Origin of the sequence: Nonomuraea sp. NPDC051191 (assembly GCF_044455665.1) — a bacterium.
Taxonomy (GTDB): Bacteria; Actinomycetota; Actinomycetes; order Streptosporangiales; family Streptosporangiaceae; genus Nonomuraea.
The window spans coordinates 57,632-83,236 of sequence record NZ_JBITEZ010000004.1; the positions used below are offsets into that span (position 1 = coordinate 57,632).

Below are 25,605 nucleotides of genomic sequence, written 5' to 3' on the forward strand. Positions count from 1 at the left end.
TCGCCTCCGCGCGCTTCGGGGCATAACCTACATCCATTCATCCTTTTCGACTGTTTGAACGAGGTCCTCCTGTGCCGAGTGGCAAGGTCAAGTGGTACGACGCCGACAAGGGTTTCGGCTTCCTCACCCGTGACGACGGCGGTGAGGTCTTCGTGCATTCCTCCGCGCTTCCCACAAACGCCGGCCCGCTCAAGCCAGGCCAGAAGGTGGAGTTCGGCGTGGCCGAGGGACGCCGGGGCCAGCAGGCGCTGTCGGTCAGGATCCTGGAGCAGCCGCCGACCCTGGCCAAGACGAAGCCCAAGACCAAGCGGAAGACGCCCGACGAGATGGTCGTCATCGTCGAAGACCTGATCAAACTGCTCGACGACGTCTCCACCTCCTACCAGCGCGGCAAGCACCCCGAGGCGGCGCACGCCAAGAAGATCGCCCAGGTGCTCAGGGCCGTCGCGGACGACCTCGACGCCTAACCGTTGGGGTTCGTCAGGGGTTTGGTGCGGTCGAGGGTCTCGGTCCGTTGCTGATCGGGGGCCTCGGCCCGCTGCCTGGCCAGCTTGGCGTCGGCCGCCCGCACCCGCCCGCGCCTGGTGACCAGCAGCCAGCCCAGCACGCCGGTCAGCACGACCGCCGGCGCGACGAACCCGGCCAGGGCGCTGCGGGCCAGCGACAGCACGAGCCCGAGCAGGCCGCCGAACACCCAGGCGAACTGCAGCACCGCCTCGACCACCCCGAACGTGGACGAGCGCACCTCCTCGCCGATCTCCCGCTGCACGATCGCGTCGAGCGCGAGCTTGCCCAGCTCCTGCGCGAACGCGGTGACCAGCGAGACCGCCAGCGCCGTCCACAGGTCGAAAAAGACGGCCGTGGCGATCGTGGTCGCGGCCGTCACCGCCAGCGTGACGAGCACGATCACCTGGGGGGCGTGGTTGCGCGTCCAGTTGGCGACCGCGGCGCCGACCAGGCCGCCCAGCCCGGCGGCGAGGGCGAGCAGCGCGATCGTCTTCGGCACGTCGAAGAACGAGGTGGGCGCCGCCGGCCGGGCCAGCCACGGCACCGCCTGGTCCTGGACCAGGAAGAGCAGGAAGAACACCAGGAAACCGGAGAAGACCCGCAGCGCCACGTTGGCCCAGACCGCCTCGGCCACCGCCGGGCCCACCTTGAGCAGGGTGCGCCAGCGCGGCGCCACGCCCTCCTCCTCCTGGTCGGGCGAGTCGACGTGCCGCGGCAGGCGTACGGCGGCGACGCCGAGCAGCAGGAACGCCGGCATGGCCACGCGCAGCACCACGGCACTGCCCAGCCACGCGGTCAGGCCCGCGCCGACCGGCACCGCCACCCCGGCCGCCACCAGCGTGAACAGCGCCACCCGCGCGTTGGCCGAGACCAGCGTGATGTCGGCGGGCAGCACGCTCGGCATGATCGCCGCCCTGGACACGTTGTACGCCTTCGACAACACCAGCACGCCCAGCGCGCCGATGAACAGCGTCGGCAGGTCGCCCGCCCCCACCGCGGCGGCCATGGCGAAGCAGAGCAGCCCCCGGCCGAACAGCGTGCCCGCCATCACGTAGCGGCGCCCCGACCTGAACCGGTCGAGGATCGGCCCCACGAACGGCGCCAGCAGCCCGAACGGCAACATCGTGATGACCAGGTAGAGCGCCACCGACCCGCGCGCCTCGCCGACCGGCACGCCGAAGAACACCGTGCTGGCCAGGGCGACGGTGACCAGCGCGTCGGCGGCGCTGTTGCCGGCCGACAGCTCGATCAGCCGCCCGAGCCCGGTACGGCCCGCGCCGCCCGCGTAGGTGAGCTTCCTGGTCGCCCTGCCGACCTGGTGGGCGCCCCTGGCCGTGGCGCGGCCGGCCCGGACGGTGCCGCTCGCGGTGGCCCGGCCCGCGCGCACGCCGACACGACCCGCGCCGCCGATGGCATGACCCACCCGCCGCGAGATCTCCCGAGCCTGCTCCCAGCCGCCCCCCACGTCTACCAGTCTTACCCGATTCACCCCTGTTCTCAGCCTCGGATCGGCGGTTGTGGGCCTGCCCGGTCCGGCCATGGGTGAGAATGAAGTGTGAGCGAACAGCACCTTCAGGCGGAGGCGGCCCGATGAGCCGCACCCGGGCCCGCGTCCCCGCTCCCGACCAGGCCTGTGTCGCCGCAGTCGATCTGGCGCGCGCCGCGGCGCAGGAGCTGGCGCACCCGGGCGAGGCCGGCGAGCACCTCGGCTTCGAGAGCGAGGGCGACCGGATCGTCACCCACTACTTCGCCTGCCTCGACCGGGCCTATCGCGGCTGGCGGTGGGCCGTCACGGTCACCCGCGCCTCGCGCGCGAAAAAGGTCACGGTCAGCGAGGCCGTGCTGCTGCCCGGCTCGGGCGCGCTGCTCGCGCCCGAGTGGCTGCCGTGGAGCGAGCGGCTGCGGCCGGGCGACCTGGGCGTCGGCGACCTGCTGCCGTCCCCGGAAGACGACGACAGGCTGGCGCCCGGTTTCACCGAGCTCGACGAAGATGCCGACCGCCAGATGGTTTTCGAGTACGGCCTGGGCCGAGCCCGTGTGCTCTCGGCCATCGGCAGGGACCGGGCTGCCAGACGCTGGCACGCGGGCGAGCACGGGCCGCACACTCCGATCGCACACGCCGCGCCCGCGCAGTGTTCCACCTGCGGGTTCTACTGGCTGCTCTCCGGTGAGCTGCGGCTGTCGTTCGGCGTCTGCACCAACGAGTACGCCCCCGACGACGGCAAGGTCGTCGCCGCCGACCACGGCTGCGGCGCCCACTCGGAGGCGGCCGTGCTGCCCCCGCCGGTCGAGCAGGCCAGCCCGATCCTCGACGACCTGGGTTACGACCTGATCGAGGAGGAAGAGGGCTCGGTGGACGAATCCGCCACCGAGGAGCTCGGCCACTCCTGACCGGGGCGCGAGCGCGGAACGGCGGTTTCGTCGGTCAGGGGGGCTAACCTACCCTGGCCCCTCTTCACTCGACCAGGATCGTGATCGATGACCGACACCTTTGGCACTGACCGGATGCGAGCCGCCGTCCTCTCCGCCTGGACGGCCTCGCCCGCCCGCTTCCGCGAGGACGCCAACGCCGAGGAGGACTTCGCGCTCGGCGGCTACCGCGACCGGCTGATCGTCGAACTCGCCCAGAACGCCGCCGACGCGGCGCTGCGCGCGGGGGTGCCAGGGGTGTTGCGGCTGACGTTGCGCGGCGACGTGCTGACGGCCGCCAACACCGGCGCCCCCCTCGACGCGACCGGCGTGGAGGGCCTGTCCACGCTGCGCGTGTCGGGCAAACGCGACGAGATCGGCGCGGCCGGCCGGTTCGGCGTGGGCTTCGCGGCCGTCGTCTCCGTCTGCGACGAGCCGGCCATCGGCTCGCGCGGCGGCGGCTCGGTGCGCTGGTCGCGGGCCGGCACGTCCGAGCTGGTCGCCGGCGTTCCCGTGCTGGCGGGGGAGCTGGCCGACCGGGCGGGCCACGTGCCGCTGCTCAGGCTGCCGTTCGACGCGCCGCCGATGGAGGTGCCCGACGGGTTCGACACGATCGTCCGGCTGCCGCTGCGCGACGCCGCGGCGGTCGACGCCGTCCGCGTGATGCTGGCCGAGACCAGCCCGGCGCTGCTGCTCGGCCTGCCCGCGCTGGAGGCCATCGAGATCGACCTCGACGGCGCCACCCGCACGGTCGTGGCCGACGGCTGGCACGTCGTGTCGGAGTCCGGCGAGTTCACCCCCGACGAGGTCGCCAGGCTGTTCGCCGACCGGCCGACCGAGGAGCGGGCGCGGCCCTTCTGGTCGCTGCGCTGGGCGGTGCCCGTCACCGGCACCGGCGAGCCCGGCCCGCTGCCCGCCGCCGTGCCGCCCGTCGTGCACGCCCCGACGCCCAGCGACGAGCCGATCGACCTGCCCGCGCTGCTGATCGCGTCCTTCCCCATGGCCACCGACCGGCGGCACGTCGCCAAGGGGCCGCTCACCGACTTCCTGGTCGAGCGGGTGGCCGGCGCCTACGTCCGGCTGCTGGGCGAGTTGCCCCGCACGTCCAGGCTGCTCGACCTGGTGCCGTCCCTCATGGGCAAGGGCGAGCTCGACGCCCGCGTCCGGCGGGCCGTGCTCGAACGCCTGCCGTCCGCGCCGCTGCTGCCCGCGTTGTCGGCGCCCGCGCCCGCGGTCCAGACGCCGTCCTTCGCCGAGGCCGAGGTCTACGAGCCCGACGCCGAGTGGCGGGTCGAGCATCCGGCGCGCGAGCCCGAGGGCGACGGCTGGGTGGTCGCGGGCCGGGAGGCGGCCGTCGTGGCCGGCGCCACCGCCGAGCTGCTCGACACCGTGGCCGACTTCGTGCCGGGGCTGCTGCCCGCCGGGTGGCCCGCCAGGCATCCCGCCATGGTGGCCCTGGGCGTGCGCCGGGTGGAGCTGGCCGACGTGGTCGACCTGCTGTCCGGCGAGGCCGTGGAGGCGCGTGAGCCGTCCTGGTGGCGTTCCCTGTACGCGGTGCTGCCCGCCGACGACCCCGAGTCGCTGGGCGCGCTGCCGGTGCCGCTGACCGACGGCCGCGTGGTGCGCGGCCCGCGCGGCACGCTCATCCTGACCGACGGCGGGGCCGACCTGGACCTCACCCCGCTCGGGCTGCGCATCGTGCATCCGGAGGCGGCCCATCCGGCGCTGCTCAGGCTGGGCGCGGCCGAGGCGACCCCGCGTACCGTGCTGGAAGACCCGCTGACCAAGGCAGCCGTCGCGCAGTCGCTCGACAGCTCCGACCCCGAGCCGGTCGCGCGGGCCGTGTTGTCGCTGGTGGCGGCGTCCGGGCTGGTTCCCGGCGAGGCGCCGTGGCTGGCCGAGCTGGCGCTGCGCGGGGCCGACGGCGAGCTCTACCCGGCCGGTGAGCTGATGCTCGCCGACGGGGCGCTGGCCGGGCTGCTCGCCGCCGACACCCATCTCGGCGTGGCCGCGCCCGAGCTGGAGGAGACCTACGGGCCGCGGGTGCTGGCGGCGGCGGGCGTGCTCGACGGGTTCGCCGTCGCGCACGATTCCGACGTGCTGCTCGACCACGACGACTGCGACCACGACCTCGACGGCGAGGCCGACTGGCTCGACCACGTGCTCGACCTGCTGCCCGACCTCGCGGTGCCGCCGGTGGTGGCCGAGTTCGCGGCGGTGCGCGACCTTGAGCTGGTGGCCGACTGGGAGGCCGCGCTCCCGCTGCTGACCCGGCCGCCGCTGCGGGCCGCGCTGCACCCGCTGCGGGTCGAGGGCGTGGAGGTGCCCTCCTACACCGCGTGGTGGCTGGCCCACCGTCCCGTGCTCGGCGGCCGGAAGCCGCTTGAGCTGCGGCTGCCCGGCGCCGACCCGCTCCTGCAGGGCCTCTACGCCGACGCCCCGGCCGGGCTCGACGAGGCGGCGCTGTCGATGCTCGGCGTGCGCACCACGCTCACCGACCTGCTGGCCGCCCACGGCGGGCCGGAAGAACTGCTGGAGCTGATGGCCGACCCGGCGATCGAGGTCGACCGGGCCCAGCTGCGGGCGTTGTGGATCGCGCTGGCCGCCGTCGACCCGGCCCGGGTCGAGCCGCCCGCGCGGGTGCGCGCGGTGCTCGGCGGCGACATCGTGGTGGCCGCCGCCGAGGACGCGGTGGTGGTCGAGGCCCCCGACCTGCTGCAGCTCGTCACCGACCGGCCGCTCGTGCTGGCCTCCTACGACCTGGCCGAGGCGCTGTCGGAGCTGCTCGACCTGCCGCTGGCCGGCGAGCTGGCCACCGGTGAGGTGACCTCGCAGGGCGAGGTGCGCGACGTGCCGCCGCAGGTGCGCTCCCTGCTGCCGACGGCGCCCGAGACGTACGTGGAGCACGAGAAGCTGCTGGTCGACGGGGTCGCCTGCACGTGGCGGTTCTTCGAGGGCGCGGTCCACTGCACCGGCGTCGACGGGCTGGCCCGCGGGCTGGCCTGGGCCACGGGCCAGTGGAACGACCGGCTGGCCGTGGCCGCGATGTTGCGCGACCCGGAGGCGGTGCCGCTGCTGCTGGCCGAGGCCGACCTGTCCTGAGACCGGCGGGCCGCCTCCCCGTCGCGGAGGCGGCCCGCCGCTGTCAGACCGTGCGGGCGGTCCCGGCCGCGGGCATCTTCCCGGTCAGGCTGCGCAGGTGGTGCCCGCCGCGGGCACCTTCCCGGTCAGCAGGTATGTGTCCACCGTGCGCGTCACGCACCTGTCGCCGCTGAGGTAGGCGCCGTGCCCCTCGCCCTCGTACGTCACGAGCACGCCGGTCCTGAGCTTGGCGTTGAGCGCGGTGGCCCACTCGTACGGCGTGGCCGGGTCGCCCTTGCCGCCGATGACCACGATGGGCGCCGAGCCGGTGGCGTCGATGCGCTTGGCCGCGTCGTCGCCGGGCGTGGGCCAGTGGCCGCAGGCGGTGGCGGCGCCGTCCGCCGCCAGGATGGGGAAGATCTTCTTGATCCGGTCGTCGACCCGGGCCATGTCGGCGGCGCTCGGGCGTTCGGTGGTGTCGGCGCAGGTGATGGCCTGCAGGCTGGTCATCATGGTGGAGTAGGTGCCGTCGGGGCGCCGTCCGGTGTAGGCGTCGGCCAGGGCGAGCAGGGTGGCGCCGTCGCCCCTGATCCCGGCCGCGGCGGCCTGCTCCAGCACCGGCCAGGCGGCCTTGGCGTACAGCGGGGTGATGACGGCGAGCTGGGCCAGGCCGTAGGTGAGCTGCCGGTCGCCGACCTTGAGCGGCCTGGTCCTGAGGCCGTCGAGCAGCCTCTCGACGGCGCTCTTGACGGCGGCCGGGTCCTGGCCGAGGTCGCAGGTCTGCGCCACGCAGTCCTTCGCGAACGCCTCGAAGGCGCGGGCGAAGCCGGTGGCCTGGGTGACGGCGCGCTCCTCGAACGTGACCGTGGGGTCGAAGGCGCCGTCGAGGACGAAGCGGCCGACGTTCGCGGGGAAGCGGGTGGCGTAGACGGCGCCGAGGTGGGTGCCGTAGGAGAAGCCGAAGTAGTTGAGCCGCCGGTCGCCGAGGGCGGCCCTGATGCGGTCGAGGTCTTCGGCGGCGTCCACGGTGCCCACGTGGGGCAGGATCTGGCCGGAGTCCTTCTCGCAGGCCGCGGCGAACTTCTTCGACGTCGCGTCGCCGTCGGCGCCGGTGGGCGCGGCGAGGAGGGCGTCGAGTTCGCCGCCGCACTTGACGCCGGCGCTGCGATCGACGCCGCGGGGGTCGAAGCTGACGAGGTCGTAGCGGCCGCCCAGGCTGCCGAACGCCTTCGCGACCTGGGCCAGCGTGTCGACGCCGGACGCCCCGGGCCCGCCGAAGTTGAAGACCAGCGAGCCGAGGGGCTCGCCGGTGGCCTTCACCCGGATCAACGCCAGGTCGATCTTCTGGCCGTCGGGATCGCCGTAGTCGAGGGGCACCCGCACGGCCCCGCACTGGACGGACGCGTCGGCGGGCAGCGGCTTGCCGTCGGGCCCGGTCAGCCCGGCGCACGGGCTCCAGGCGACGGCGCTCCCGGCGGGACCGGGCTGCTTCGCGGGCCCACCCGTGGTGCCGCAGCCCGCGAGAACGGCGGCTCCCACGAGCAGCGCCGACATCGCCTTCTTCATGCCGGCCGGCCTGCGGACACGGCATCGGTCCAGGTGGTGGGGAGAGACATGGGTTCCTGACGACTTCGAGGATGTGCGGAGGACGACGAACGTCACCCCCGGCGCGGACGGCGGACGAACCACATGCCGAAGAGGCCGAACCCGACCCCGGTGACGCAGGTCCAGATCCACCACGTGTTCTCGGGCGCCGGGCGGAAGATCAGCAGGACGATCAGCGCGACGGCCCACAGGGCGGTGCCGACCCCGACGGCGGCCGTGTCGTTGGTCTTGATCGGCTCGGGATCGGGGTGCCACTGCTGCTTCACGTGTCCAGCCTAGCTTCCAATCGGGTCTCGATCCGATTGCGGACACTTTTCCCAGTTCACCACTACTGTCACTCTTCGGCGCGTGAGTGACATGCGTAATGCAATAGACCGTTTCTTCGCAATCTCTGAACGAGGCTCGACGATCTCCCGTGAGGTGCGCGGCGGCCTGGCCACGTTCTTCACGATGGCCTACATCGTGGTGCTGAACCCGATCATCCTCGCCTACGGCAAGGACATCGAAGGCCAGGTCATCGGCGACGGCACGACCCCGCAGGTGCCGCTGGTCGCCGCGGGTACGGCGTTCGTGGCCGGCGTGCTGACGATCATCATGGGCGTGGTCGGCCGGGTGCCGTTCGCGATGGCCGCCGGGCTCGGGCTGAACGCGTTCGTGACCTTCAACATCGCCACGATGATGACCTGGGAGGAGGCCATGGGCTTGGTCTTCCTCGAAGGCGTCATCATCGCGATCCTGGTGCTGACCGGCCTGCGGACGGCGGTGTTCCGCGCCATCCCGGCCCAGCTCAAGACCGCCATCAGCGTCGGCATCGGCCTGTTCATCGCGCTGATCGGCTTCGTGGACGCCGGTTTCGTGCGCAAGGCCGCGGGCACGCCGCTGGAGCTGGGCATCGGCGGCCAGCTCACGTCCTGGCCGGTCCTGGTGTTCATCGTCGGCCTGCTGGCCACGGCGGCCATGGTGGCGCGGAAGGTCAAGGGCGCGATCCTGATCGGCATCGTCGTCTCGACCGTGCTGGCGGTCGTCGTCCAGGTGCTGGCCAAGCTGGAGCGGGCCACGCCGGAGAGCCCCGGCGGCTGGCAGCTCAACGTTCCCGCCATCCCCGAGGCCGGCGAGATCTTCGGCTTCCACAACCCGCTGACGCTGTTCACGGAGTTCGACCCGATCGGCGCCTTCAGCCGGATCTCCGTGCTGCTGGCCGTGCTGTTCGTGTTCACCCTGCTCATCACGGACTTCTTCGACACGATGGGCACGATCGTCGGCGTCGGCCGCCAGGCGGGCCTGGTCCAGGCCGACGGGACGCTGCCGCGCACCAAGGAGATCCTGCTCGTCGACTCGATCGCCGCGGCGGCGGGCGGCGCGGGCTCGGTCTCGTCGAACACCACCTACATCGAGTCGGCCGCCGGCGTCGGGGAGGGCGCGCGGACCGGTCTGGCCAGCGTGGTCACCGGCGTGCTGTTCCTGGTGGCCATCTTCTTCGCGCCGCTGGTCGCCGTCGTGCCCTACGAGGCCGCCACGCCCGCGCTGGTCGTCGTCGGCTTCCTCATGATGACCGCCATCCGCGACATCGACTGGGACGACTACGAGATCGCCATCCCGGCCTTCCTCACCATCGTGGTCATGCCGTTCACCTACTCCATCTCGAACGGCATCGGCGCCGGCTTCATCAGCTACGTGCTGGTCAAGGTCGTACGGGGCAAGGCACGCGAGGTGCACCCGCTGCTGTGGGGCGTCACCGCGCTGTTCGTGCTCTACTTCGCCATCGGCCCGATCCGGGCCGCGATCGGGATCTGACCTCGACATTCTCGGAGCCGCCCCGCGCATGTGGGGCGGCTTCGGGGTATCAAGGGGTGAGACGAATCTGACCTAGGGAAATATCTTGCCTTCGCATATAGTTAGCAAAGGTAATGAGACGTGCTAATGAACAACCAGCCCAAGATGGACCTGCGCAGCGACGCGGGCCTGGCCTCAGCCCTGCGCGTGTCGATGGCAAGGCTGACCAGGCGACTCCGGCGTCAGGCGGCGGCGCACTCGCTGACGCCCACCCAGTTCGCGACGCTCGCCGCCGTGGAACGGCATTCCGGGATAACCCCCGGCGAATTGGCCGAGCTAGAGAAGGTGCAACCGCCCTCGATGACGCGCGTGATCGCCGCGCTAGAGGAACGCGGCCTGGTCGCACGCACCCCGCACCCGACCGACCGGCGTCAGGTGACCGTGACCGTGACCGAGGCCGCCCAGACGTTGCTGAAGGAGGAACGCCGCCGCAAGGAGGCGTGGCTGACACAGCGGCTGAAGGAGCTCTCACCGGAGGAGCGGTCGATCCTGCGGCAGGCAGCGCCGATCCTGGAGAAGCTCAGCAAGATATAGAACCCGAGCAACCCAAGACCGGGATGTTCCGGTCGCTCAAGGTTCGCAACTATCGCATGTTCGCGGCAGGTGGCGCCGTCTCCAACGTCGGCACCTGGCTGCAGCGCACCGCCCAGGACTGGCTGGTGCTCGACCTGACCAAGGGCCCGCACGGCGCGGGAGGCAGCGCGGCGGCCCTCGGCCTGGCGACCGCGCTGCAGTTCCTGCCGATGTTGCTGTTCGGGCTCTTCGGCGGCGTGCTCGCCGACCGCTACCCCAAGCGGCCCATCCTCATCGCCGCCCAGTCGATGATGGCGGTGCTCGCGCTCACCATCGGCGTGCTGACCATGACCGGCACCGCGCAGGTCTGGCACGTGTTCGTGATGGCTTTCCTGCTCGGCATGATCTCCTGTGTCGAGGTGCCGACCAGGCAGGCGTTCGTGGTCGAGATGGTCGGACGGCAGGACCTGCCCAACGCCATCGCCCTGAACAGCTCCATCTTCAACCTCGCCCGCGTGGTCGGCCCGGCGCTGGCCGGCATCCTGATCTCCTTGCTGGGCGGCACGGGACCGATCTTCCTGATCAACGCGCTCACCTTCGGCGCGGTGATCTCCAGTCTGATCTTCATGCGCAGCTCCGAGCTCAACCTGTCCGAGCCGGTGCCGAGGGCCAAGGGCCAGCTCCGGGAGGGGCTGCGGTACGTCCTGGGACGCCAGGAACTGCTCATGCCGATCCTGCTGATCGCCTTCGTGTCGATGTTCTCGCAGTCGTTCTCGATGTCGATAGCGCTGATGGCCCGCGAGGTGTTCGGCGCGGGGGCGTCGTCGTTCGGGCTGGCCTCCAGCATGTTCGCGGTGGGCGCGCTGGGCGGCGCGCTGCTGGCGGCGCGGCGGGCCAGGCTCTCGCGCAAGGTGCTCTTCTCCGGGGCGATCGGGTTCGGGCTGTTCCAGGTGCTGACCGGGCTGGCCCCCTTCTACCCGGTCTATCTGCTGCTACTCATCCCGACCGGCATCGCGTTGATCACCATCAACACGGCCGCGAACGCCAGCGTGCAGATCGCCACGTCCCCCGAGATGCGGGGCCGCGTCATGGGCATCTACATGCTCGTCTTCACCGGTGGCGCGCCCGTCGGGGCGCCGCTGATCGGGTGGCTGTCGGAGCTGGGCGGGCCGCGTGCGGGGGTGCTGCTGTCGGGCGTGCTCGTCCTGGTGGGCACCGGGCTCGCGGTGCTGGTGACCAAGCTGATCGGCAACCGGATGGCCAGACCGGCGCTGGCGATGGCGTGAGCCGTCCCGGGCCGGGGACAATCGCATGACATGAGGCTCTTCGCGGCCGTGGTCCCGCCTGAGGAGGCGCTCGACGAGGTCGAGCGCGCCGTGGCGCCGTACGTCGGGCAGGTGCCGGGGCTGCGCTGGGCCGGCCGCCCCACCTGGCACATCACGCTGGCCTTCTACGGCGAGGTGCCCGAGCGGGCGCTGCCCGACCTGGAGACGCGCCTGGCGCGGGCCGCCCACCGGCACACGGTGCTCGACCTGGCCCTCGCCGGGGCCGGGGCGTTCTCCTCGGCGCGGCGGGCCAGGGTGTTGTGGGCCGGGGTCGCGGGCGACCCCCTGACCCGGCTGGCCGACTCGGCCCGCGCGGCCGGCCGTCGCGCGGGGGCCGTGCAGACCGACGAGAAACGGTTCCACCCCCACCTCACCCTGGCCAGGGCCCGGACCGACACGGACCTCAGGGAGCTGGTGGAGTCGCTGGCGGCGTTCGCCGGGACGCCCTGGCGGGCCGAGCGGCTGCACCTGTTCCGCAGCCACGGCGGCCCCCAGGTGAGGCACGAGTCACTCGGCGATTGGGCGCTCGCACCGGTGAAGCAGGGCTAGGCTCCAGGGCGTGGACCGTCCTCGCCCCTGGCTGCTGCCCCTCGTGCTGGGCCTGCTGTTCCTCATCGTCATCCTCGGCGCCCTGCTGACCTGAGCCGCCCCGAGCGGCCGGGCGTGGTCGTGCCGGGCCCGGCCGGTCGCGCTCTCACCAGGCGTAGTCCTCCGGCGCGGTGCGGTGGCCGGGGAAGATCTCGTCCAGGCGGGCCAGGGTGGCGTCGTCCAGCTCGATCTCCAGCGTGCGCATGCTGCCTTCGAGCTGCTCCAGCGTGCGCGGGCCGATGATCGGGGCGGTGACCGCGCGCTGCCTGAGCAGCCATGCCAGCGCCACGTACGCCGGGTCCTCGCCTAGCTCGTCGCAGAGCTTCTCGTACGCCTCGATCTTGTCCCGGTGCTTGTCCAGCTCCCTGACCATGGTGTCGGAGGCCGACCGGCCCTTGTCGATCTTGCGCAGGACGCCGCCGAGCAGGCCGCCGGCCAGCGGGCTCCACGGGATCACGCCGATGCCGTAGTCCTCGCAGGCGGGCAGCACCTCCAGCTCCACCGTCCGGGTGAGCAGGTTGTAGTGGCTCTGCTCGCTGGTCAGCCCGAACGTGCCGCGCCGCGCCGCCGTCTCCTGGGCCTTGGCGATGTGCCAGCCCGCGAAGTTGGACGAGCCCACGTAGATGATCTTGCCCTGCTGGCGCAGGATCTCCATGGCCTCCCAGAACTCGTCGAAAGGCGTGTTCCGGTCGACGTGGTGGGCCTGGTAGACGTCGATGTAGTCGGTCTGCATGCGCTTGAGCGAGGCGTCGCAGGCCCGGCGGATGTTCAGCGCCGACAGGCGGCGCTCGTTGGGCCAGTCGCCCATGTCGCCGTAGAGCTTGGTCGCGATGACCGTGCGCTCGCGGCGGCCACCACCCTGGGCGAACCAGCGGCCCAGGATGTTCTCCGTGATGCCCTCGCCCCTCTTCCAGCCGTAGACGTTCGCGGTGTCGAAGAAGTTGATGCCCAGGTCGTGGGCCTTGTCCATGATCGCGAAGGAGTCTTCCTCCGAGGTCAGCGGGCCGAAGTTCATCGTGCCGAGGCAGAGCGGGCTCACCTGGAGGCCGCTGCGTCCGAGGTTGACATAGTCCATGGGGTCCACACTAAATACCTGGAGTGCGCTCCAGGCCATAGGCTGAGTTCATGATCTGCGCGGAGTCGTCGTGATCGTTCTACTCCGCGCCGCGTTGCCGATCTTCCTGGCGATGGTCACGGGCATGGTGGGCACGCTGGTGGTCACGTCCGTGCTCGGCAACCACGAGACGGTAGCGCTGGCCGCCTTCGCGGTGATGACGGCGGTGCTCAATCCCGCCACCGCCGCCGTGCAGGGCGCGTTGCGGGGGCTCGGGCCGTTCGTGGCGCCGTACCGGGACGATCCGGGCGCGGCGGTGCCCGTCGTCCGGGACGCGCGCTGGCTCAGCCTGGCCACCGGCACGCTGGGGGCGCTGGCGGTGCTCTGCGTGCCGGCGCTCGCGCGGGTGAGCGGGGTGCCCGGCGAGGTGGTCGGCGAGCTGGGCCTGCTGCCCTGGCTCCTCGCCGCCTACCTGCTGGTCTTCGCCTCCACCGGCGGCGCGAGCACGATCCTGGTGGCGCTCGGCCGCAGCCGCGACGTGTTGTGGGCGAACCTGGCCTTCGGTCTGGTGCTGAGCGCGCTGACCGCGCTGCTGGCGCCGCGGCTCGGGCTCGACGGCGTGGGCCTGGCCTGGGTGGCGGCCGGGGTGGCGGCCGCGGTCGTGGCGAGCCTCAACCTGCGCCGCGCGCTCGGGCGGCCGATCGGGCAGGCGCGGCCCCGGAGGGCCGAGATCGTCCGGCTGGCCAGGGTCAGCGTGCCGCTGGCGGCGACCGTGCTGATCAAGTTCGGGGTGCTCGGCGTGGTCACGTTCGCCGCGAGCACCACCGGCGCCCGCGACACCGCCGCGCACGCGGTGCTGACCACGCTCACCGGCCTCATCATGATGGCCTCGCTGTCGGTGGCGCAGGCGTCGGTGCCCGAGGTGGCCCGTGCCGGCGACCCGGCCGGGGCTCGCCGGGCCAACCGCACCGCCGCGCTGCTCGCCGTCGCCGGCACGCTGACCGCCGCCCTGGCGCTGCTGCTGTTCGGCGAGGAGGTGCTCGGGCTGTTCACCGGCGACGTGGCCGTACGCGAGCGGGCGCTCGGGCTGCTGCCGCTGATGCTGCTGTCGTCGCTGGCCGACGCCGCGCAGGCCGTGCAGGGTGTCGGGCTGACCGCGCTGAAGAGGTCCGGGGCGAGCCTGGCCTACTTCGTCCTCGGCTACGGCGCGCTCCTGGCGGCCGCCGTGCCGGTGGCGCGGACGTGGGGGATCATCGGGCTCTGGGTGGCCATGGCGGCGGCCAACGGCCTGCTGCTGGTGCTCCAAGGGGCCGGGTTCCGCCGCCACAGCGCCCGCGTGGGCACGGCCGAGGCGGTGGCCTGAGCGTCCCGGGCCGAGTCGTGGGGCATGATGGCGAGGTGGGGGTTGTCGTGTTCCGGGTGCTGGCCGCCGTGGCGGCGACGTTCGCGCTGTCGGCGGCTCCGGCGTGGGCGGACGACGACGGGCCGGAGAAGCTGTTCACGTTCAAGGACCGGAACATCACCGAGTCGAGCGGCCTGGCCGTGTCGCCCACGCACCAGAACGTCTTCTACACCCACAACGACAGCTCCGCCGCCCCCGTCTTCTACGCGGTCGGCCCCGACGGGCGCACGAAGGCCACCTTCCACCTGCGCGGCGCCGAGGCCCGGGACTGGGAGGCCATGGCCGCGACCAAGGACCCCGCCACCGGGCAGGGCACGCTCTGGTTCGCCGACATCGGCGACAACCTCGACGGCGCCTGGCCCGACGTGTCGATCTACAAGGTCGCCGAGCCGCGCACGCTCCGGGACGCCACGCTGCCGGCCACCCGCTACCGCTTCCGCTACGCCGGCGGCGGCCGCAACGCCGAGGGCATCATGATCAACCCGCGCACCGGCCGCCTCTACGTCGTGTCCAAGGAGTTCTCCGGGTCCGTCTACGCCGCGCCGAAGAAGCTCCGCACCGACAAGGTCAACGTGCTGCGGCGGGTCGCCGCGGCCCCGATCATGGCCACGGACGCCGCCTACGCCCCCGACGGCTCCTCCTACGTCATCCGCACGTACTTCTCGGCGACCCTCTACCGGCCCTCGGGGGAGACCCTCGCCAGGGTCACCATGCCGGAGCTGCGGCAGGCCGAGTCGGTCGCCTACACCGCCGACGGCAAGGCCCTGCTGGTCGGCTCCGAGGGCCCGAACAGCCCGGTCTACCGGGTGCCGCTCCCCGAGCGCGCCCAGGCCACGCGCACGCCCACGCCGAAGCCCGTCGCCGCGCAGGAGAGCGCGCGCCCGTCCGACGCCGCGGAGCCGAGCGGCCTGACGGCCAAGGACGTGCTGATCTGGCTGGCCGCGGCCGCGGGGGCGACCGGCGTGATCACCTTCATCGCGCGCCGCACCCGCTGAGCCGTCAGGGGTTGCGCATGGTGGCGGTGAACATGTCGCCGCGCAGCGCGCGCTCGACCACCTCGATCGAGCGCGACAGGCGCACCAGCCGCGGCCCCTCCTGGCGGTAGGTGTCGAGCACGGCCTCGACGGCGTGCGGCGGCAGGTGGCCCTTGAGATCGACGGCCGCGCCGCGATAGCCCGCGCGGGCGGCCTCGACCGCCGCCCGGACGTGGTGCCTGGCCATGAAGGCCAGGGCCACCGGGTGCCGCCTCAGCACTTCGTAGGCCCGGTAGTCGGGCGGCACCGCGTCGAGCAGCCAGGCCACCGCCGAGGTCTCCCAGTCGGGGACGCTGGGCGGGCGGACCTCGGCGGGCCACTCTGGCGGGACGTACATGAGGTCATCGTACTCATGTTCGATTCTCCCAGGTATGGCGGCAGGGCGGCCTTTAGCAGGAAAATCGGGTGTGTGACGGAAAAGATCGGTGTCGTCGGGGCGGGGATCGTCGGGCTGGCCGTGGCGCGCGAGCTGGCCGCCGCCCGGGGCGCCGAGGTGACCGTGCTGGACAAGGAGCCGCGCGTCGGCGCCCATCAGACCGGGCACAACAGCGGCGTCGTGCACGCCGGGATCTACTACCCGCCGGGCTCGCTCAAGGCCAGGTTGTGCCGGGAGGGCGTGGCGCTGCTCAAGGCGTACTGCGCCGAGCACGGGCTGCCCTACCGCGAGGTCGGCAAGCTGGTCGTGGCCAGTACGCGGGCCGAGCGGGCGCCGCTGCGGGCGCTGGCCGAGCGGGCGCGGGCCAACGGCGTGCCCGGCCTCGCCGAGCTGGACGCCCTCGGCCTGCGCGAGATCGAGCCGCACGCGGTCGGCGTCGCCGCGATCCACTCGCCGCACACCGCCATCGCCGACTTCCCCGCCGTCGCCCGCGCGCTGGCGCTCGACGTGGCGCGGATGGGCGGCTCGGTACGCCTGTCGCACCCCGTACGGGCGATCCGCGAGACGTCGAAGGGCGTCCAGGTGCTGGCCGACGGCCGGCGGTTCACCTTCGACCGGCTGGTGGTCTGCGGCGGGCTCGGCACGGACGCGGTCGCCAGGATGGCCGGGGCGCCGGGGGACGTGCGGATCGTGCCGTTCCGGGGCGAGTACTACGCGCTGGCCGGGGCGGCCAAGAAGCTGGTGCGCGGGCTGATCTACCCGGTGCCCGACCCGCGTTACCCGTTCCTGGGCGTGCACCTGACCAGGCACATCGACGACGAGGTGCTGGTGGGGCCGAACGCGGTGCTGGCCCTGGCCTACGAAGGCTACAGATGGCGAGATGTACGAAATTTCGGTCAAATTATGCGTTGGCCGGGAACGCTTCGCCTGGCTCGCGCCCATTGGCGTACCGGGATCAAAGAGGTCTACGGCTCCGTCGTCAAGAGCGCCTTCGTCAAGGCCGCCCGCCGGTACGTGCCCGAGCTCACCGCCGCCGACCTCGTCAGGACCGGTGGCGGCGTCCGGGCCCAGGCCGTCGCCAGGGACGGGCGGCTGGTGGACGACTTCGTGGTCGACGTCCAGGGCGGCGTGGTCCTGGTCCGCAACGCCCCTTCGCCCGCGGCGACGTCGAGTCTGGCAATTGCCCGGCATATTGCCGGAATTGTTCCAGCACTGTCCCGATGAGGGCATCCTTGGATGTGATGGAATCACGCCTGCTGATAGTCGAGGACGACCCCAACATCCTCGAACTCCTCGCCGCGAGCCTGAGGTTCGCGGGCTTCGACGTGACCACGGCCAAGAGCGGCCTCGACGCCGTCAGCGCCGTGCAACGGCACCGGCCCGACCTCGTCGTGCTCGACGTCATGCTGCCCGACCTGGACGGCTTCGAGATCGTCCGGCGGATGCGGAGCGGCGGGCTGCACACGCCCGTGGTGTTCCTGACCGCCCGCGACGAGACCGAGGACAAGATCCGCGGGCTCACGATCGGCGGCGACGACTACGTCACCAAGCCGTTCAGCCTGGAGGAGGTCGTGGCCAGGATCCACGCGGTGCTCCGGCGCACGAGCGGGGACGCGCAGGCCGCGCCGCCCAGGCTGACCTTCGCCGACATCGAGCTGGACGAGGAGAGCCACGAGGTCTGGCGCGGCGGCCACGCCGTCTCGCTCTCGCCGACCGAGTTCAAGCTGCTGCGCTACTTCATGACGAACGCCGGCCGCGTGCTGTCCAAGCCCCAGATCCTCGACCACGTATGGGACTACGACTTCAGGGGCGAGGTGGGCATCGTGGAGTCGTACGTGTCCGTCCTGCGCAGGAAGATCGACAACCGTAGCCCCCGGCTCATCCACACCCTGCGGGGTGTCGGATACGTGCTGCGCCTGCCACCGAGCCCCTGATGAGAGCCCTGCCGCTGAGGGTCAAGCTGATCGCGGTGATGCTGGCGCTGCTCGGCTGCGGCATGACCTTCGTCGGCCTGGTCAGCGTCTCGGTGCTGCACGGCTACCTCATGGACCGGGTGGACAGCCAGCTCAACCTGCTCAGCGTGCGCATGCACAAGAAGGTCATGAGTGACTGGCGTCGGGACAGGGAGACCCCCGACCGCCCGATCCTCATCGAGTCCGACGCGATCGCGCTGGTCAAGGAGCCGGGCGAGGAGTTCGTCCCGATGTTGCGCGACCGCGACGTGGACGCCAAGCCCAAGCCCGTCCTGCGCGGATCGCCCGGTGGCGACGCCTACACCGCGCCCGCCGTCGGCGGCGACGGAGAGTGGCGGGTGCTGCAGAGCGTGCTCCAGCGGCGCACGCTGGTCGTCGCCGTGGACCTGGAGGAGGTGGACGCCATCACCCGGCGGCTCGTGCTGATCGAGCTGCTCGGCGGCGGCGGCATCCTGCTCATCCTGGCGGTCGCGGGCGTCACCATCGTCCGCCGCAGCATGCGGCCGCTCGGGCAGATCGAGCGCACGGCCGAGGCCATCGCGGGTGGGGAGCTCGGCCGCCGGGTGCCGGACGCCGACCCCCGTACCGAGGTGGGCCGCCTGGCCAAGTCGCTCAACGGCATGCTGGCGCAGATCGAGACCGCCTTCGCCGCGCGCTCGGCGTCCGAGGCGGCGGCCCGCCGCTCCGAGGACCGCATGCGCCAGTTCGTCGGCGACGCCTCCCACGAGCTGCGCACCCCGCTGACCTCGATCCGCGGCTTCGCCGAGTACGCCCGCCAGAACCCCGGCGCCGACCCCGCCGAGCTGATGCAGCGCGTGGAGAAGGCCGCCGGGCGCATGAGCCTGCTGGTCGACGACCTGCTGCTGCTGGCCAGGGTGGACCAGCAGCGCCCGCTGCAGATGCGCCCGGTGGACATGCTGGCCCTGGTCGCCGACGCCGTGCACGATGCCCGGATCCTCGCGCCCGACCGTACGGTGAAGCTGGACGTGGTCGGCGGCGCGGCTCTCATCGTCTCCGGTGACGAAGTGCGCCTGCGGCAGGTCATCAGCAACCTCATGACCAACGCCATCGTGCACACCGAGCCCGGCACGCCCATCGTGGTACGCGCCGGGGCGACCGACGACACGGTCTTCACCGAGGTCGCCGACAGCGGCCCCGGCCTGCCCCCCGAGCAGGTCGAGCGGGTCTTCGAACGCTTCTACCGCGCCGACTCCGCGCGCAGCCGCCGCCGCTCCTCCGAGGACCGCGGCAGCGGGCTGGGCCTGGCCATCGTGCAGGCGCTCGTCCGGGCCCACAGCGGGACCGTGACGCTGACCAGCTCGCCCGAGGAGGGATCGACCTTCAGGGTCGAACTCCCACTCGCCTTGGAGTGAGCCTTCAGCTAACCCTCAGGTGCCTGAGCCACCCTGGAATCGTGACAAAACCCGAGGTCCGCGAGGCGTTGATCATGGTGGTGGACGACGAGCCCAGCATCAGGGACCTGCTCTCCGCCAGCCTGCGCTTCTCCGGGTTCGAGGTGCTGACCGCCGCCGACGGGCAGGAGGCCGTGGAGGTCGCCGAACGCGCCGCGCCCGACCTGGTGGTGCTCGACGTCATGCTGCCCGACCTGGACGGGTTCGAGGTGGCCAGACGGATCGACGCGCCCGTGCTGTTCCTCACCGCCCGGGACGCCACCGAGGACAAGATCGCCGGTCTCCGGGTGGGCGACGACTACGTCACCAAGCCGTTCAGCCTGGAGGAGGTGCAGGCCAGGATCCGGGCGGTGCTGCGCCGTACCAGGACCGAGGGGGCGCCGGTCAGCCGGCTCAAGGTGGCCGACCTGGAGCTGGACGAGGACGCCCGCGAGGTCTGGCGGGCCGGCCGCCAGGTCCGGCTGTCCCCGACCGAGTTCAAGCTGCTGCACTACTTCATGGTCAACGCCGGACGGGTGTTGTCGAAGGCGCAGATCCTCGACCACGTGTGGAACTACGACTTCGGCGGCGACGCCGGCGTCGTCGAGTCGTACGTCTCCTACCTGCGGCGCAAGGTGGACGACGTCGAGCCCCGCCTGATCCACACCCTGCGCAGTGTCGGGTACGTGCTCAGGGAGCCGCCGCCCGCCGGTTGATCCCCGGCCCGCGGCCACGCGCTGTGGACCGTCCCGGCGCGCTCACCGTAGCGTGGACCTGCGGGCGCGAGGTGTCGAGCGGCGTACCGCGGGAAGCGGGGTTGGCACCTATGGAGCTGCTGGGGGCGTTGGAGTCGTTGCGCCGCCCGCTCGATCGCGAGCTGTTCCCGCTGGCGATCGGCGAGGCCGCGGCGGACCGGCGTGCCCTGCGCGAGCTGACCGGCCAGCTCGACGACTACCTGCTGCCGCGGCTGCGGGCGATCGACGCGCCGCTGCTGGCCGTCGTCGGCGGGTCCACCGGGGCGGGCAAGTCCACGCTGGTCAACTCGCTGGTCGGAGCCGACGTGGCCGAGCCGGGCGTGCTGCGGCCCACCACGCTGGTGCCCACGCTCGTCGTCAGCCCGGCCGACCGCGACTGGTTCACGGGCCAGAACGTGCTGCCCGGCCTGTCCCGCGCCACCGGCGGCCCCGGGAGGCCCGGTGGTGCCAGTGGTGCCAGTGCTGCCGGCGGTGCCGGCTCGCTGCGCGTGGTCGTGTCCGACGCGCTCGGCGCCGGGCTGGCGCTGCTCGACGCCCCCGACATCGACTCCGTGGTGACCTCCAACCGGGAGCTCGCCGCGCAGCTCCTCGCCGCCGCCGACCTGTGGCTGTTCGTCACCACCGCCGCCCGGTACGCCGACGAGGTGCCCTGGAGCTTCCTGCGCTCGGCCCGCGAACGCAGCACGGCCCTGGCCGTCGTCCTCGACCGGATCGCGCCCGAGGCCGTCGAGCCCGTCTCCCGCGACCTCGACCGCCTCCTGGCGGAGAACGGCCTGTCGGGCGCCCGGCTCTTCACCGTGCCGGAGGCCGCGCTGCCCGACGAGAAGGCGCGGCTGCCGGAGGAGTCGGTGCGGCCCATCGTCTCCTGGCTCACGGGGCTGGCCGCCGACGCCGCCGAGCGGTCCCGGGTCGTACGCCAGACGTTGTCGGGCGCCCTGGACAGCCTGGACACCCGCGTCCCCGCGCTGGCCACGGCCGTCGAGCGCCAGCAGGCCGCCTTCGACGGGCTGCGGACGATCGTGACCGGCGCGTACGCGGGCGGCATGGCCGACTTCGACGAGGGCATGCGCGACGGCTCCCTGCTGCGCGGCGAGGTGCTGGCCCGCTGGCAGGACTTCATCGGCACCGGCGACCTCATGCGGTCCCTGGAGAGCCGGGTCGGATGGCTGCGTGACCGGATCGTCGGCTTCTTCACCGGCCGCGCCCCCGCCGTCGAGCTCAAGGACGCCCTGGAGAGCGGCGTCGAGTCGCTGATCAGGGGCGCGGCCGACGGCGCGGCCGAACGCGCGCTCGAAGGGTGGTCGGCCGCGCCCGGCGGGGGCGGGCTGCTCGACCGGCTCGGCGCCATGGAGGCCGCGCGGCTCGGCCGGGCCTCTCCCGACCTGGGCAGGCGGGCCGAGGCGGCGGTGCGCGGCTGGCAGGAGTTCGTCCTCGACCTCGTACGGGAGGAGGGGGCGGAGAAGCGGACCACGGCGCGGCTCGCGTCGTTCGGGGTCAACGGGGCGGGGCTGCTGCTCATGCTGGCCGTGTTCGCCTCGACCGGCGGGCTCACCGGGATCGAGGTCGGCATCGCGGGCGGGACGAGCGTGTTGTCGCAGAAGCTGCTGGAGGCCGTCTTCGGCGACCAGGCCGTGCGCTCGCTGACCACGCGGGCCCGTGAGGACCTGCGGGAACGGGTGCGCGTGCTGCTGGCGGAGGAGGCCGCCCGCTTCACCGCCCGGCTGGAGACCGTCGAACCGCCCAGGGGCACGGCCGACGCGTTGCGCGCGGCGGCCCGCGCGATCCACGACCGCCGCGCCGAACTCCCCACCCCCACCGCCCGCACGGCCGAACTCCCCGCCCCTGAGGCCCCGACAGCTGAACTCCCCGCTCCTGAGGCCCCGACAGCCGAGCTGCCCGCTCCCGACGGTCCCACGGCCGAGTCGCCCGCTCCCGACCGTGCGGAGGGGCCGTGAAGCTGCTGCGCCGCAAGGAGGGCCCCTCGCTCGACGCCCGGCTGGCCGCCCTGCTGGAGGCCGCCGAACTGGCCGAGGGACGCCTCCCCGAGCAGGACGTGTCCGCCGCGCGGGCCGTCGCCGAACGGGCCGGCGCACGCCGCAGCCTCTCGGTCGACCACACCGTGGCCGCGCTCGCCGGCGCGACGGGCAGCGGCAAGTCCTCCCTCTACAACGCCCTGGCCGGCGAGGAACTGGCCGCCGTGGGCGTCACCAGGCCCACGACCTCCACCGCCCAGGCCGCCCTGTGGGACGGCGAGGGCGCCGGTCCGCTGCTGGACTGGCTCGACGTCCCGCGCCGCCACTCCGCCGCCGAGGCGCCGGGGACGTCCGGTCTCGTCCTCCTCGACCTGCCCGACCACGACTCGATCCGGCTCTCCCACCGCCTTGAGGTGGACCGCCTGGTGGCGCTGGTGGACCTCCTCGTCTGGGTCGTCGACCCCCAGAAGTACGCCGACGCCGCGCTGCACGAGCGCTACCTGCGTCCGCTGGCCGGACATCGCGACGTGATGCTGGTGGTGCTCAACCAGGTGGACCGCCTGCCTCCACAGGCTGTGGAACGCTGCGTGGCCGACCTGCGCCGCCTCCTGGAGGAGGACGGGCTCGCGGGCGTTCCGGTGCTGCCGGTCTCCGCCAGGACCGGCGCCGGCCTGCCGGAGCTCCGCTCGATCCTGGCCGACCGGGTCGCCCGGCGCGAGTCGTGGGCCGCCCGCCTGGCCGCCGACGTCACCACCGCCGCCGGCCACCTGGCCGTGGACGGCTCGCCGCCCGGCCCCGGCGCCAAGCGGGTGGCGGGGCTGGACCGGCGGCTCACGGGCGCGCTCTCCCAGGCCGCCGGGGTGCCGCTGGTCCTGGAGGCCGTGGCCAAGGGGCACCGGCACCGTGCCGTGGTCGCCACCGGCTGGCCGGTCACCCGGTGGCTGCGCAGGTTCCGGCCCGACCCGCTGCGCAGGCTCAGGATCGGGGTGGGACGGCCGGACAAGGAGATCGTGGGGCGTACGTCGGTGCCGGCGGCGTCGGCCGTACAGCGCACGCAGGTCGAGACGGCGATCAGGGACGTCGGCGAGGCGGCCGCGGCGGACCTGCCCGGCCCGTGGGCGGCGGCGGTGCGGCAGGCCGCGCGCTCGCGCTCCCCGGAACTGGCCGACGCGGTCGACCGGGCCGTGGGCCGCACCACCGCCGGGACCACCCGCAGGCCGCGGTGGTGGCGGATGGTGAACGTGTTGCAGTGGGTCGTCTTCGCCGCCATGGCGGCGGGCGCCCTGTGGCTGGGCGTGCTGTTCGGGATGGATTACCTGCGCCTGCCGCAGCCGCCGCTCCCCACCCTGGGCGCGGTGCCGTGGCCGACCGTGCTGCTGGCGGGCGGCGCGCTGGCCGGGGTGGTGATCGCGCTGTTGTCCCGACTGGCCGCGTGGGCGGGCGGGCGGCGCAGGGCCGGACGTACGGCGCGGGCCCTGCGGACCGCCATCGGCGAGGTCGCCGAGAACTACGTGCTGGACCCCGTGACGGCCGAACTCGACCGCTACACCCGCTTCACGGACGCCGTCACCACAGCCCGCTCCTGACCGCCGTCACGCTTTTCTCCTACCGAGCAGTGGGACCGCGAGCAGGGCGCCCAGCAGGGCGGACGCCGCGCTCACCAGGAACGGCGCCGACGCCCCGGACCACTGCCCGGCCACCCCCGCCACCCCCGATCCCGCCGCGGCGCCCATCCCCATGGCCGTGGACAACCACCCGAACGCCTCCCCCTGGGCCCCGGGCGCGAACCGGTCCACCAGCAGCGACGACGTCGTCAGCGCCGGATTCAGCACCAGCCCCCCGGCGAACAGCATCGCCCAGAACGCCGGCAACGCCCCGACCATCGCCAGCGGCGCCAGCACGACCCCGAGCACCAGCAGCAACCCCACCAGCCGCCCCGCCGGCGGGGACGCCCACGTACGGGCCCCGTACCCGGCCGCCCCGGCGATGCCGCCCAGTGAGAGCGCCGCCACGAGCAGCCCGGTGGCGGCGGGCACGTCCCGGGCGGCGGCCATCGCGGGCACCCCCACCTGCAGCGCGCCCATGGTCCCGCCGAGCAGCAGCACCACGGCCAGCAGCACCAGCATCCCGCGGTCGGCGAAGACCCGCCCGCCCTCCCGTACGGGAGCCGTCCCGTCGGCCCGCAGCGCCCGCGAGAAGGCCAGCGTGCCCGCCCCCGCGGCCACCGCCACCACCCCCAGCGCCAGCGAGGACGAGGCCGCCGCGATCACCAGCCCGAACAGCAGCGGCCCGACCAGCATGGCCAGCTCCTGCACCAGGTAGACCAGGCTGTAGACGGCCGTACGGGCGTCGTCGCCGACCTGCCGCCCCCATTCGACGCGCATGCTCACCGAGATCGGCGGCAGCCCGGCCCCGGCGACCCAGCCCAGCGCCACGAACGTCCACGCCGGCCAGCCGCCCGCCGCCGCCGCGACCAGTGCGATCAGCCCGGCGACGTGCAGGAACGCCGTCGCCGTGAGCACCGCCCGAGGGCCGCGCCGGTCCATCAGCCGCCCCTGGACGGGCCTGCCCATGCCCGCGCCCACCGAGAACGCCGCCGCGCACGTCCCGGCGAGCGCCAGCGACCCGGTCGCCGCCTGCACGACCAGGACCATCCCCACGGGCGCGACCTGCTGCGTGAGCTGGGAAAGGAAGCCGAACACGGCCTGCGCCCCGACCCCCGGCATCCTGAACAGGCCCCGATACGGCATATCCATCCCCATACGCCCACGCTAACCCCAAGATCGCCGATCTTCCCCGTCCGGAGGGCGGCAGAGCGCCGCCCCGGTCTTCCACAAGGTCGCGACGGCCCTGGAGCGGCCCTCCGGGGGGGTCAGTCGGAGGTGAGGGAGGCGGCGACCGTGCGCAGGGCGGAGAGCAGGGGGAGGAGCAGGGGGTGTGCGTCGGAGCCCCGACGGGTCGCGGCGAAGACCCGGCGGTCGGGCCCCGGCGTGTGGCGCACCACGACCCCCCTCAGCGCCATGTCCCGGAGCGCCAGCCGCGGTACGAGCGCCACCCCCGCCCCCGCCCCCACCAGCGCCACCACGGCCCGGAAGTCGTCGGAGCAGTGGACGACGTTGGGCGTGAAGCCCACCTGCTGGCAGGCGAAGGTGATGACGTCGTGCACGGGATTGCCCGGGTAGGGGCCGATCCAGGTGTCGGCGGCGAGCGACACCAGCGTGGCCGACCCCGCTTCCGGATGCCCCTCGGGCAGGACCAGGTCGAACGGCTCGGCGTACAGGGGGATGCGCGACAGGCGGCGGTCGGCGGCGTCGGGCCCGCCCCGGTACTCGACCGTCACCGCCAGGTCGGCCCCGCCGTCGAGCAGCATGGCCAGGCTGTGGTCGCCCTCGGCGTCGAGCACCCGGACCTTGAGAGCGGGCGCGGTGGCGCGCAGGGCGGCGATGGCGGGGGAGAGCACGGCGCTGATCGCGGTGGCGAAGCAGGCCACGGTCACCTCGCCGGCCTTGCCCGTGGTGTACGCGGCCACCTCGGCCTCGGCGCGTTCGAGCTGGGCCAGCACCTCGTTGGCGTGCCCCACCATGATCTTGCCCACGGCGGTGAGGTGCACGCCCCGGCCGTCACGCGTGAACAGCCGGTGGCCCACCTCGTGCTCCAGAGCCACGAGCTGCTGGGAGACCGCCGAAGGGGTCAGGTGGAGCGCCGCCGCGGCGGCGGTGACCGTGCCGTGGTCGGCCACCGCCCGCAGTGTGCGAAGCCGCCGCGTGTCAATCACGCAGCGAGAAT

At 73.2% G+C, this 25,605-nt stretch carries 22 protein-coding genes; 15 read left to right on the top strand and 7 right to left on the bottom strand.

Translation table 11 applies throughout. The features are described 5' to 3' along the window. The first annotated feature begins 71 nt into the window (after nucleotides 1–71). Nucleotides 72–467 (top strand): cold-shock protein, encoded by a 396-nt coding sequence (locus tag ACIA8R_RS11965; RefSeq protein WP_357696590.1) that lies wholly within the window; start codon nucleotides 72–74, stop codon nucleotides 465–467. Here the strand turns inward: ACIA8R_RS11965 and ACIA8R_RS11970 are convergent. Then, nucleotides 464–1,972, bottom strand: a complete 1,509-nt coding sequence (locus tag ACIA8R_RS11970; RefSeq protein ID WP_397038078.1) for an MFS transporter — start codon at nucleotides 1,970–1,972, stop codon at nucleotides 464–466. The two genes, ACIA8R_RS11965 and ACIA8R_RS11970, sit on opposite strands and share 4 nt — an antisense overlap. A gap of 125 nt (nucleotides 1,973–2,097) precedes the next feature. Here ACIA8R_RS11970 and ACIA8R_RS11975 point away from each other — a divergent pair, with 125 nt between their 5' ends. Both ACIA8R_RS11975 and ACIA8R_RS11980 read left to right on the top strand, forming a co-directional pair. Continuing rightward, nucleotides 2,098–2,898 carry a DUF3027 domain-containing protein gene (locus ACIA8R_RS11975; RefSeq protein ID WP_357696587.1) on the top strand — a complete coding sequence of 267 codons (801 nt, stop codon included), beginning with the start codon at nucleotides 2,098–2,100 and terminating at the stop codon, nucleotides 2,896–2,898. Nucleotides 2,899–2,985: 87 nt separating this feature from the next. Continuing rightward, nucleotides 2,986–6,018, top strand: coding sequence for a sacsin N-terminal ATP-binding-like domain-containing protein (locus ACIA8R_RS11980; RefSeq protein WP_397038080.1), 3,033 nt, complete (start codon nucleotides 2,986–2,988; stop codon nucleotides 6,016–6,018). 84 nt (nucleotides 6,019–6,102) lie between these two features. Here ACIA8R_RS11980 and ACIA8R_RS11985 read toward each other — a convergent pair whose 3' ends face one another. Continuing rightward, nucleotides 6,103–7,563, bottom strand: a complete 1,461-nt coding sequence (locus tag ACIA8R_RS11985; protein WP_397038082.1) for an alpha/beta hydrolase — start codon at nucleotides 7,561–7,563, stop codon at nucleotides 6,103–6,105. A gap of 92 nt (nucleotides 7,564–7,655) precedes the next feature. Continuing rightward, complete coding sequence (locus tag ACIA8R_RS11990) at nucleotides 7,656–7,868, bottom strand: DUF2530 domain-containing protein (protein ID WP_357696581.1); 213 nt, start codon at nucleotides 7,866–7,868, stop codon at nucleotides 7,656–7,658. A 91-nt stretch (nucleotides 7,869–7,959) separates the two neighbouring features. Between ACIA8R_RS11990 and ACIA8R_RS11995 the strand changes: the two genes are divergently transcribed. From ACIA8R_RS11995 to thpR, 4 genes are all read left to right on the top strand, one after another. Further along, nucleotides 7,960–9,396, top strand: a complete 1,437-nt coding sequence (locus tag ACIA8R_RS11995) for an NCS2 family permease (protein WP_397038667.1) — start codon at nucleotides 7,960–7,962, stop codon at nucleotides 9,394–9,396. Nucleotides 9,397–9,522: 126 nt separating this feature from the next. Further along, a complete protein-coding gene (locus tag ACIA8R_RS12000) occupies nucleotides 9,523–9,969 on the top strand; it encodes a MarR family transcriptional regulator (RefSeq protein ID WP_357696577.1) in 447 nt (148 codons plus the stop codon). 23 nt (nucleotides 9,970–9,992) lie between these two features. Continuing rightward, the gene (locus tag ACIA8R_RS12005) at nucleotides 9,993–11,234 is read left to right on the top strand and encodes an MFS transporter (protein WP_397038084.1); all 1,242 of its coding nucleotides are present in this window, start codon (nucleotides 9,993–9,995) and stop codon (nucleotides 11,232–11,234) included. Nucleotides 11,235–11,264: 30 nt separating this feature from the next. Then, nucleotides 11,265–11,822 carry an RNA 2',3'-cyclic phosphodiesterase gene (thpR, locus tag ACIA8R_RS12010; protein ID WP_357696573.1) on the top strand — a complete coding sequence of 186 codons (558 nt, stop codon included), beginning with the start codon at nucleotides 11,265–11,267 and terminating at the stop codon, nucleotides 11,820–11,822. Nucleotides 11,823–11,967: 145 nt separating this feature from the next. On the opposite strand, the gene ACIA8R_RS12015 is transcribed toward thpR, so the two are convergent. After that, a complete protein-coding gene (locus ACIA8R_RS12015; protein WP_357696571.1) occupies nucleotides 11,968–12,936 on the bottom strand; it encodes an aldo/keto reductase in 969 nt (322 codons plus the stop codon). 70 nt (nucleotides 12,937–13,006) lie between these two features. Here ACIA8R_RS12015 and ACIA8R_RS12020 point away from each other — a divergent pair, with 70 nt between their 5' ends. Both ACIA8R_RS12020 and ACIA8R_RS12025 read left to right on the top strand, forming a co-directional pair. Beyond that, nucleotides 13,007–14,278 (top strand): MATE family efflux transporter, encoded by a 1,272-nt coding sequence (locus tag ACIA8R_RS12020; protein ID WP_397038087.1) that lies wholly within the window; start codon nucleotides 13,007–13,009, stop codon nucleotides 14,276–14,278. A gap of 35 nt (nucleotides 14,279–14,313) precedes the next feature. Continuing rightward, a complete protein-coding gene (locus tag ACIA8R_RS12025; protein WP_397038089.1) occupies nucleotides 14,314–15,312 on the top strand; it encodes a hypothetical protein in 999 nt (332 codons plus the stop codon). Between the two features lie 4 nt (nucleotides 15,313–15,316). Here the strand turns inward: ACIA8R_RS12025 and ACIA8R_RS12030 are convergent, their stop codons facing one another. Then, nucleotides 15,317–15,688, bottom strand: coding sequence for a hypothetical protein (locus ACIA8R_RS12030; RefSeq protein ID WP_357696567.1), 372 nt, complete (start codon nucleotides 15,686–15,688; stop codon nucleotides 15,317–15,319). Nucleotides 15,689–15,760: 72 nt separating this feature from the next. Between ACIA8R_RS12030 and lhgO the strand changes: the two genes are divergently transcribed. From lhgO to ACIA8R_RS12060, 6 genes are all read left to right on the top strand, one after another. Then, a complete protein-coding gene (gene lhgO / locus ACIA8R_RS12035; protein ID WP_397038091.1) occupies nucleotides 15,761–16,951 on the top strand; it encodes an L-2-hydroxyglutarate oxidase in 1,191 nt (396 codons plus the stop codon). A 17-nt stretch (nucleotides 16,952–16,968) separates the two neighbouring features. Continuing rightward, nucleotides 16,969–17,661, top strand: a complete 693-nt coding sequence (locus ACIA8R_RS12040) for a response regulator transcription factor (RefSeq protein WP_357696563.1) — start codon at nucleotides 16,969–16,971, stop codon at nucleotides 17,659–17,661. Beyond that, the gene (locus ACIA8R_RS12045) at nucleotides 17,661–19,073 is read left to right on the top strand and encodes a HAMP domain-containing sensor histidine kinase (RefSeq protein WP_364095369.1); all 1,413 of its coding nucleotides are present in this window, start codon (nucleotides 17,661–17,663) and stop codon (nucleotides 19,071–19,073) included. The genes ACIA8R_RS12040 and ACIA8R_RS12045 overlap by 1 nt, the downstream gene beginning before the upstream one ends. 74 nt (nucleotides 19,074–19,147) lie before the next feature. Next, complete coding sequence (locus ACIA8R_RS12050) at nucleotides 19,148–19,807, top strand: response regulator transcription factor (RefSeq protein ID WP_357696674.1); 660 nt, start codon at nucleotides 19,148–19,150, stop codon at nucleotides 19,805–19,807. Between the two features lie 110 nt (nucleotides 19,808–19,917). Then, complete coding sequence (locus ACIA8R_RS12055; RefSeq protein ID WP_397038093.1) at nucleotides 19,918–21,801, top strand: ABC transporter; 1,884 nt, start codon at nucleotides 19,918–19,920, stop codon at nucleotides 21,799–21,801. Beyond that, nucleotides 21,798–23,405: a YfjP family GTPase gene (locus ACIA8R_RS12060; protein ID WP_397038095.1), complete on the top strand. Its 1,608-nt coding sequence runs from the start codon at nucleotides 21,798–21,800 to the stop codon at nucleotides 23,403–23,405. Before ACIA8R_RS12055 ends, ACIA8R_RS12060 begins: the two co-directional genes overlap by 4 nt. Before the next feature lie 6 nt (nucleotides 23,406–23,411). Here ACIA8R_RS12060 and ACIA8R_RS12065 read toward each other — a convergent pair whose 3' ends face one another. Next, entirely contained in the window at nucleotides 23,412–24,569 is a 1,158-nt protein-coding gene (locus ACIA8R_RS12065) for an MFS transporter (protein WP_397038097.1), read from the bottom strand. 122 nt (nucleotides 24,570–24,691) lie between these two features. Further along, the gene (locus ACIA8R_RS12070) at nucleotides 24,692–25,594 is read right to left on the bottom strand and encodes a LysR family transcriptional regulator (protein ID WP_397038099.1); all 903 of its coding nucleotides are present in this window, start codon (nucleotides 25,592–25,594) and stop codon (nucleotides 24,692–24,694) included. Nucleotides 25,595–25,605: the final 11 nt, after the last annotated feature.

Bases quoted from the DNA above. Each gene is read 5' to 3' on its own strand.
- ACIA8R_RS11975 (WP_357696587.1), top strand. From the start codon at position 2,098: ATGAGCCGCACCCGGGCCCGCGTCCCCGCTCCCGACCAGGCCTGTGTC.
- ACIA8R_RS11980 (WP_397038080.1), top strand. From the start codon at position 2,986: ATGACCGACACCTTTGGCACTGACCGGATGCGAGCCGCCGTCCTCTCC.
- ACIA8R_RS11985 (WP_397038082.1), bottom strand. From the start codon at position 7,563: ATGAAGAAGGCGATGTCGGCGCTGCTCGTGGGAGCCGCCGTTCTCGCG.
- ACIA8R_RS11995 (WP_397038667.1), top strand. From the start codon at position 7,960: ATGCGTAATGCAATAGACCGTTTCTTCGCAATCTCTGAACGAGGCTCG.
- ACIA8R_RS12000 (WP_357696577.1), top strand. From the start codon at position 9,523: ATGAACAACCAGCCCAAGATGGACCTGCGCAGCGACGCGGGCCTGGCC.
- ACIA8R_RS12005 (WP_397038084.1), top strand. From the start codon at position 9,993: ATGTTCCGGTCGCTCAAGGTTCGCAACTATCGCATGTTCGCGGCAGGT.
- thpR (WP_357696573.1), top strand. From the start codon at position 11,265: ATGAGGCTCTTCGCGGCCGTGGTCCCGCCTGAGGAGGCGCTCGACGAG.
- ACIA8R_RS12015 (WP_357696571.1), bottom strand. From the start codon at position 12,936: ATGGACTATGTCAACCTCGGACGCAGCGGCCTCCAGGTGAGCCCGCTC.
- ACIA8R_RS12030 (WP_357696567.1), bottom strand. From the start codon at position 15,688: ATGTACGTCCCGCCAGAGTGGCCCGCCGAGGTCCGCCCGCCCAGCGTC.
- ACIA8R_RS12040 (WP_357696563.1), top strand. From the start codon at position 16,969: ATGGAATCACGCCTGCTGATAGTCGAGGACGACCCCAACATCCTCGAA.
- ACIA8R_RS12045 (WP_364095369.1), top strand. From the start codon at position 17,661: ATGAGAGCCCTGCCGCTGAGGGTCAAGCTGATCGCGGTGATGCTGGCG.
- ACIA8R_RS12050 (WP_357696674.1), top strand. From the start codon at position 19,148: ATGGTGGTGGACGACGAGCCCAGCATCAGGGACCTGCTCTCCGCCAGC.
- ACIA8R_RS12055 (WP_397038093.1), top strand. From the start codon at position 19,918: ATGGAGCTGCTGGGGGCGTTGGAGTCGTTGCGCCGCCCGCTCGATCGC.
- ACIA8R_RS12065 (WP_397038097.1), bottom strand. From the start codon at position 24,569: ATGCCGTATCGGGGCCTGTTCAGGATGCCGGGGGTCGGGGCGCAGGCC.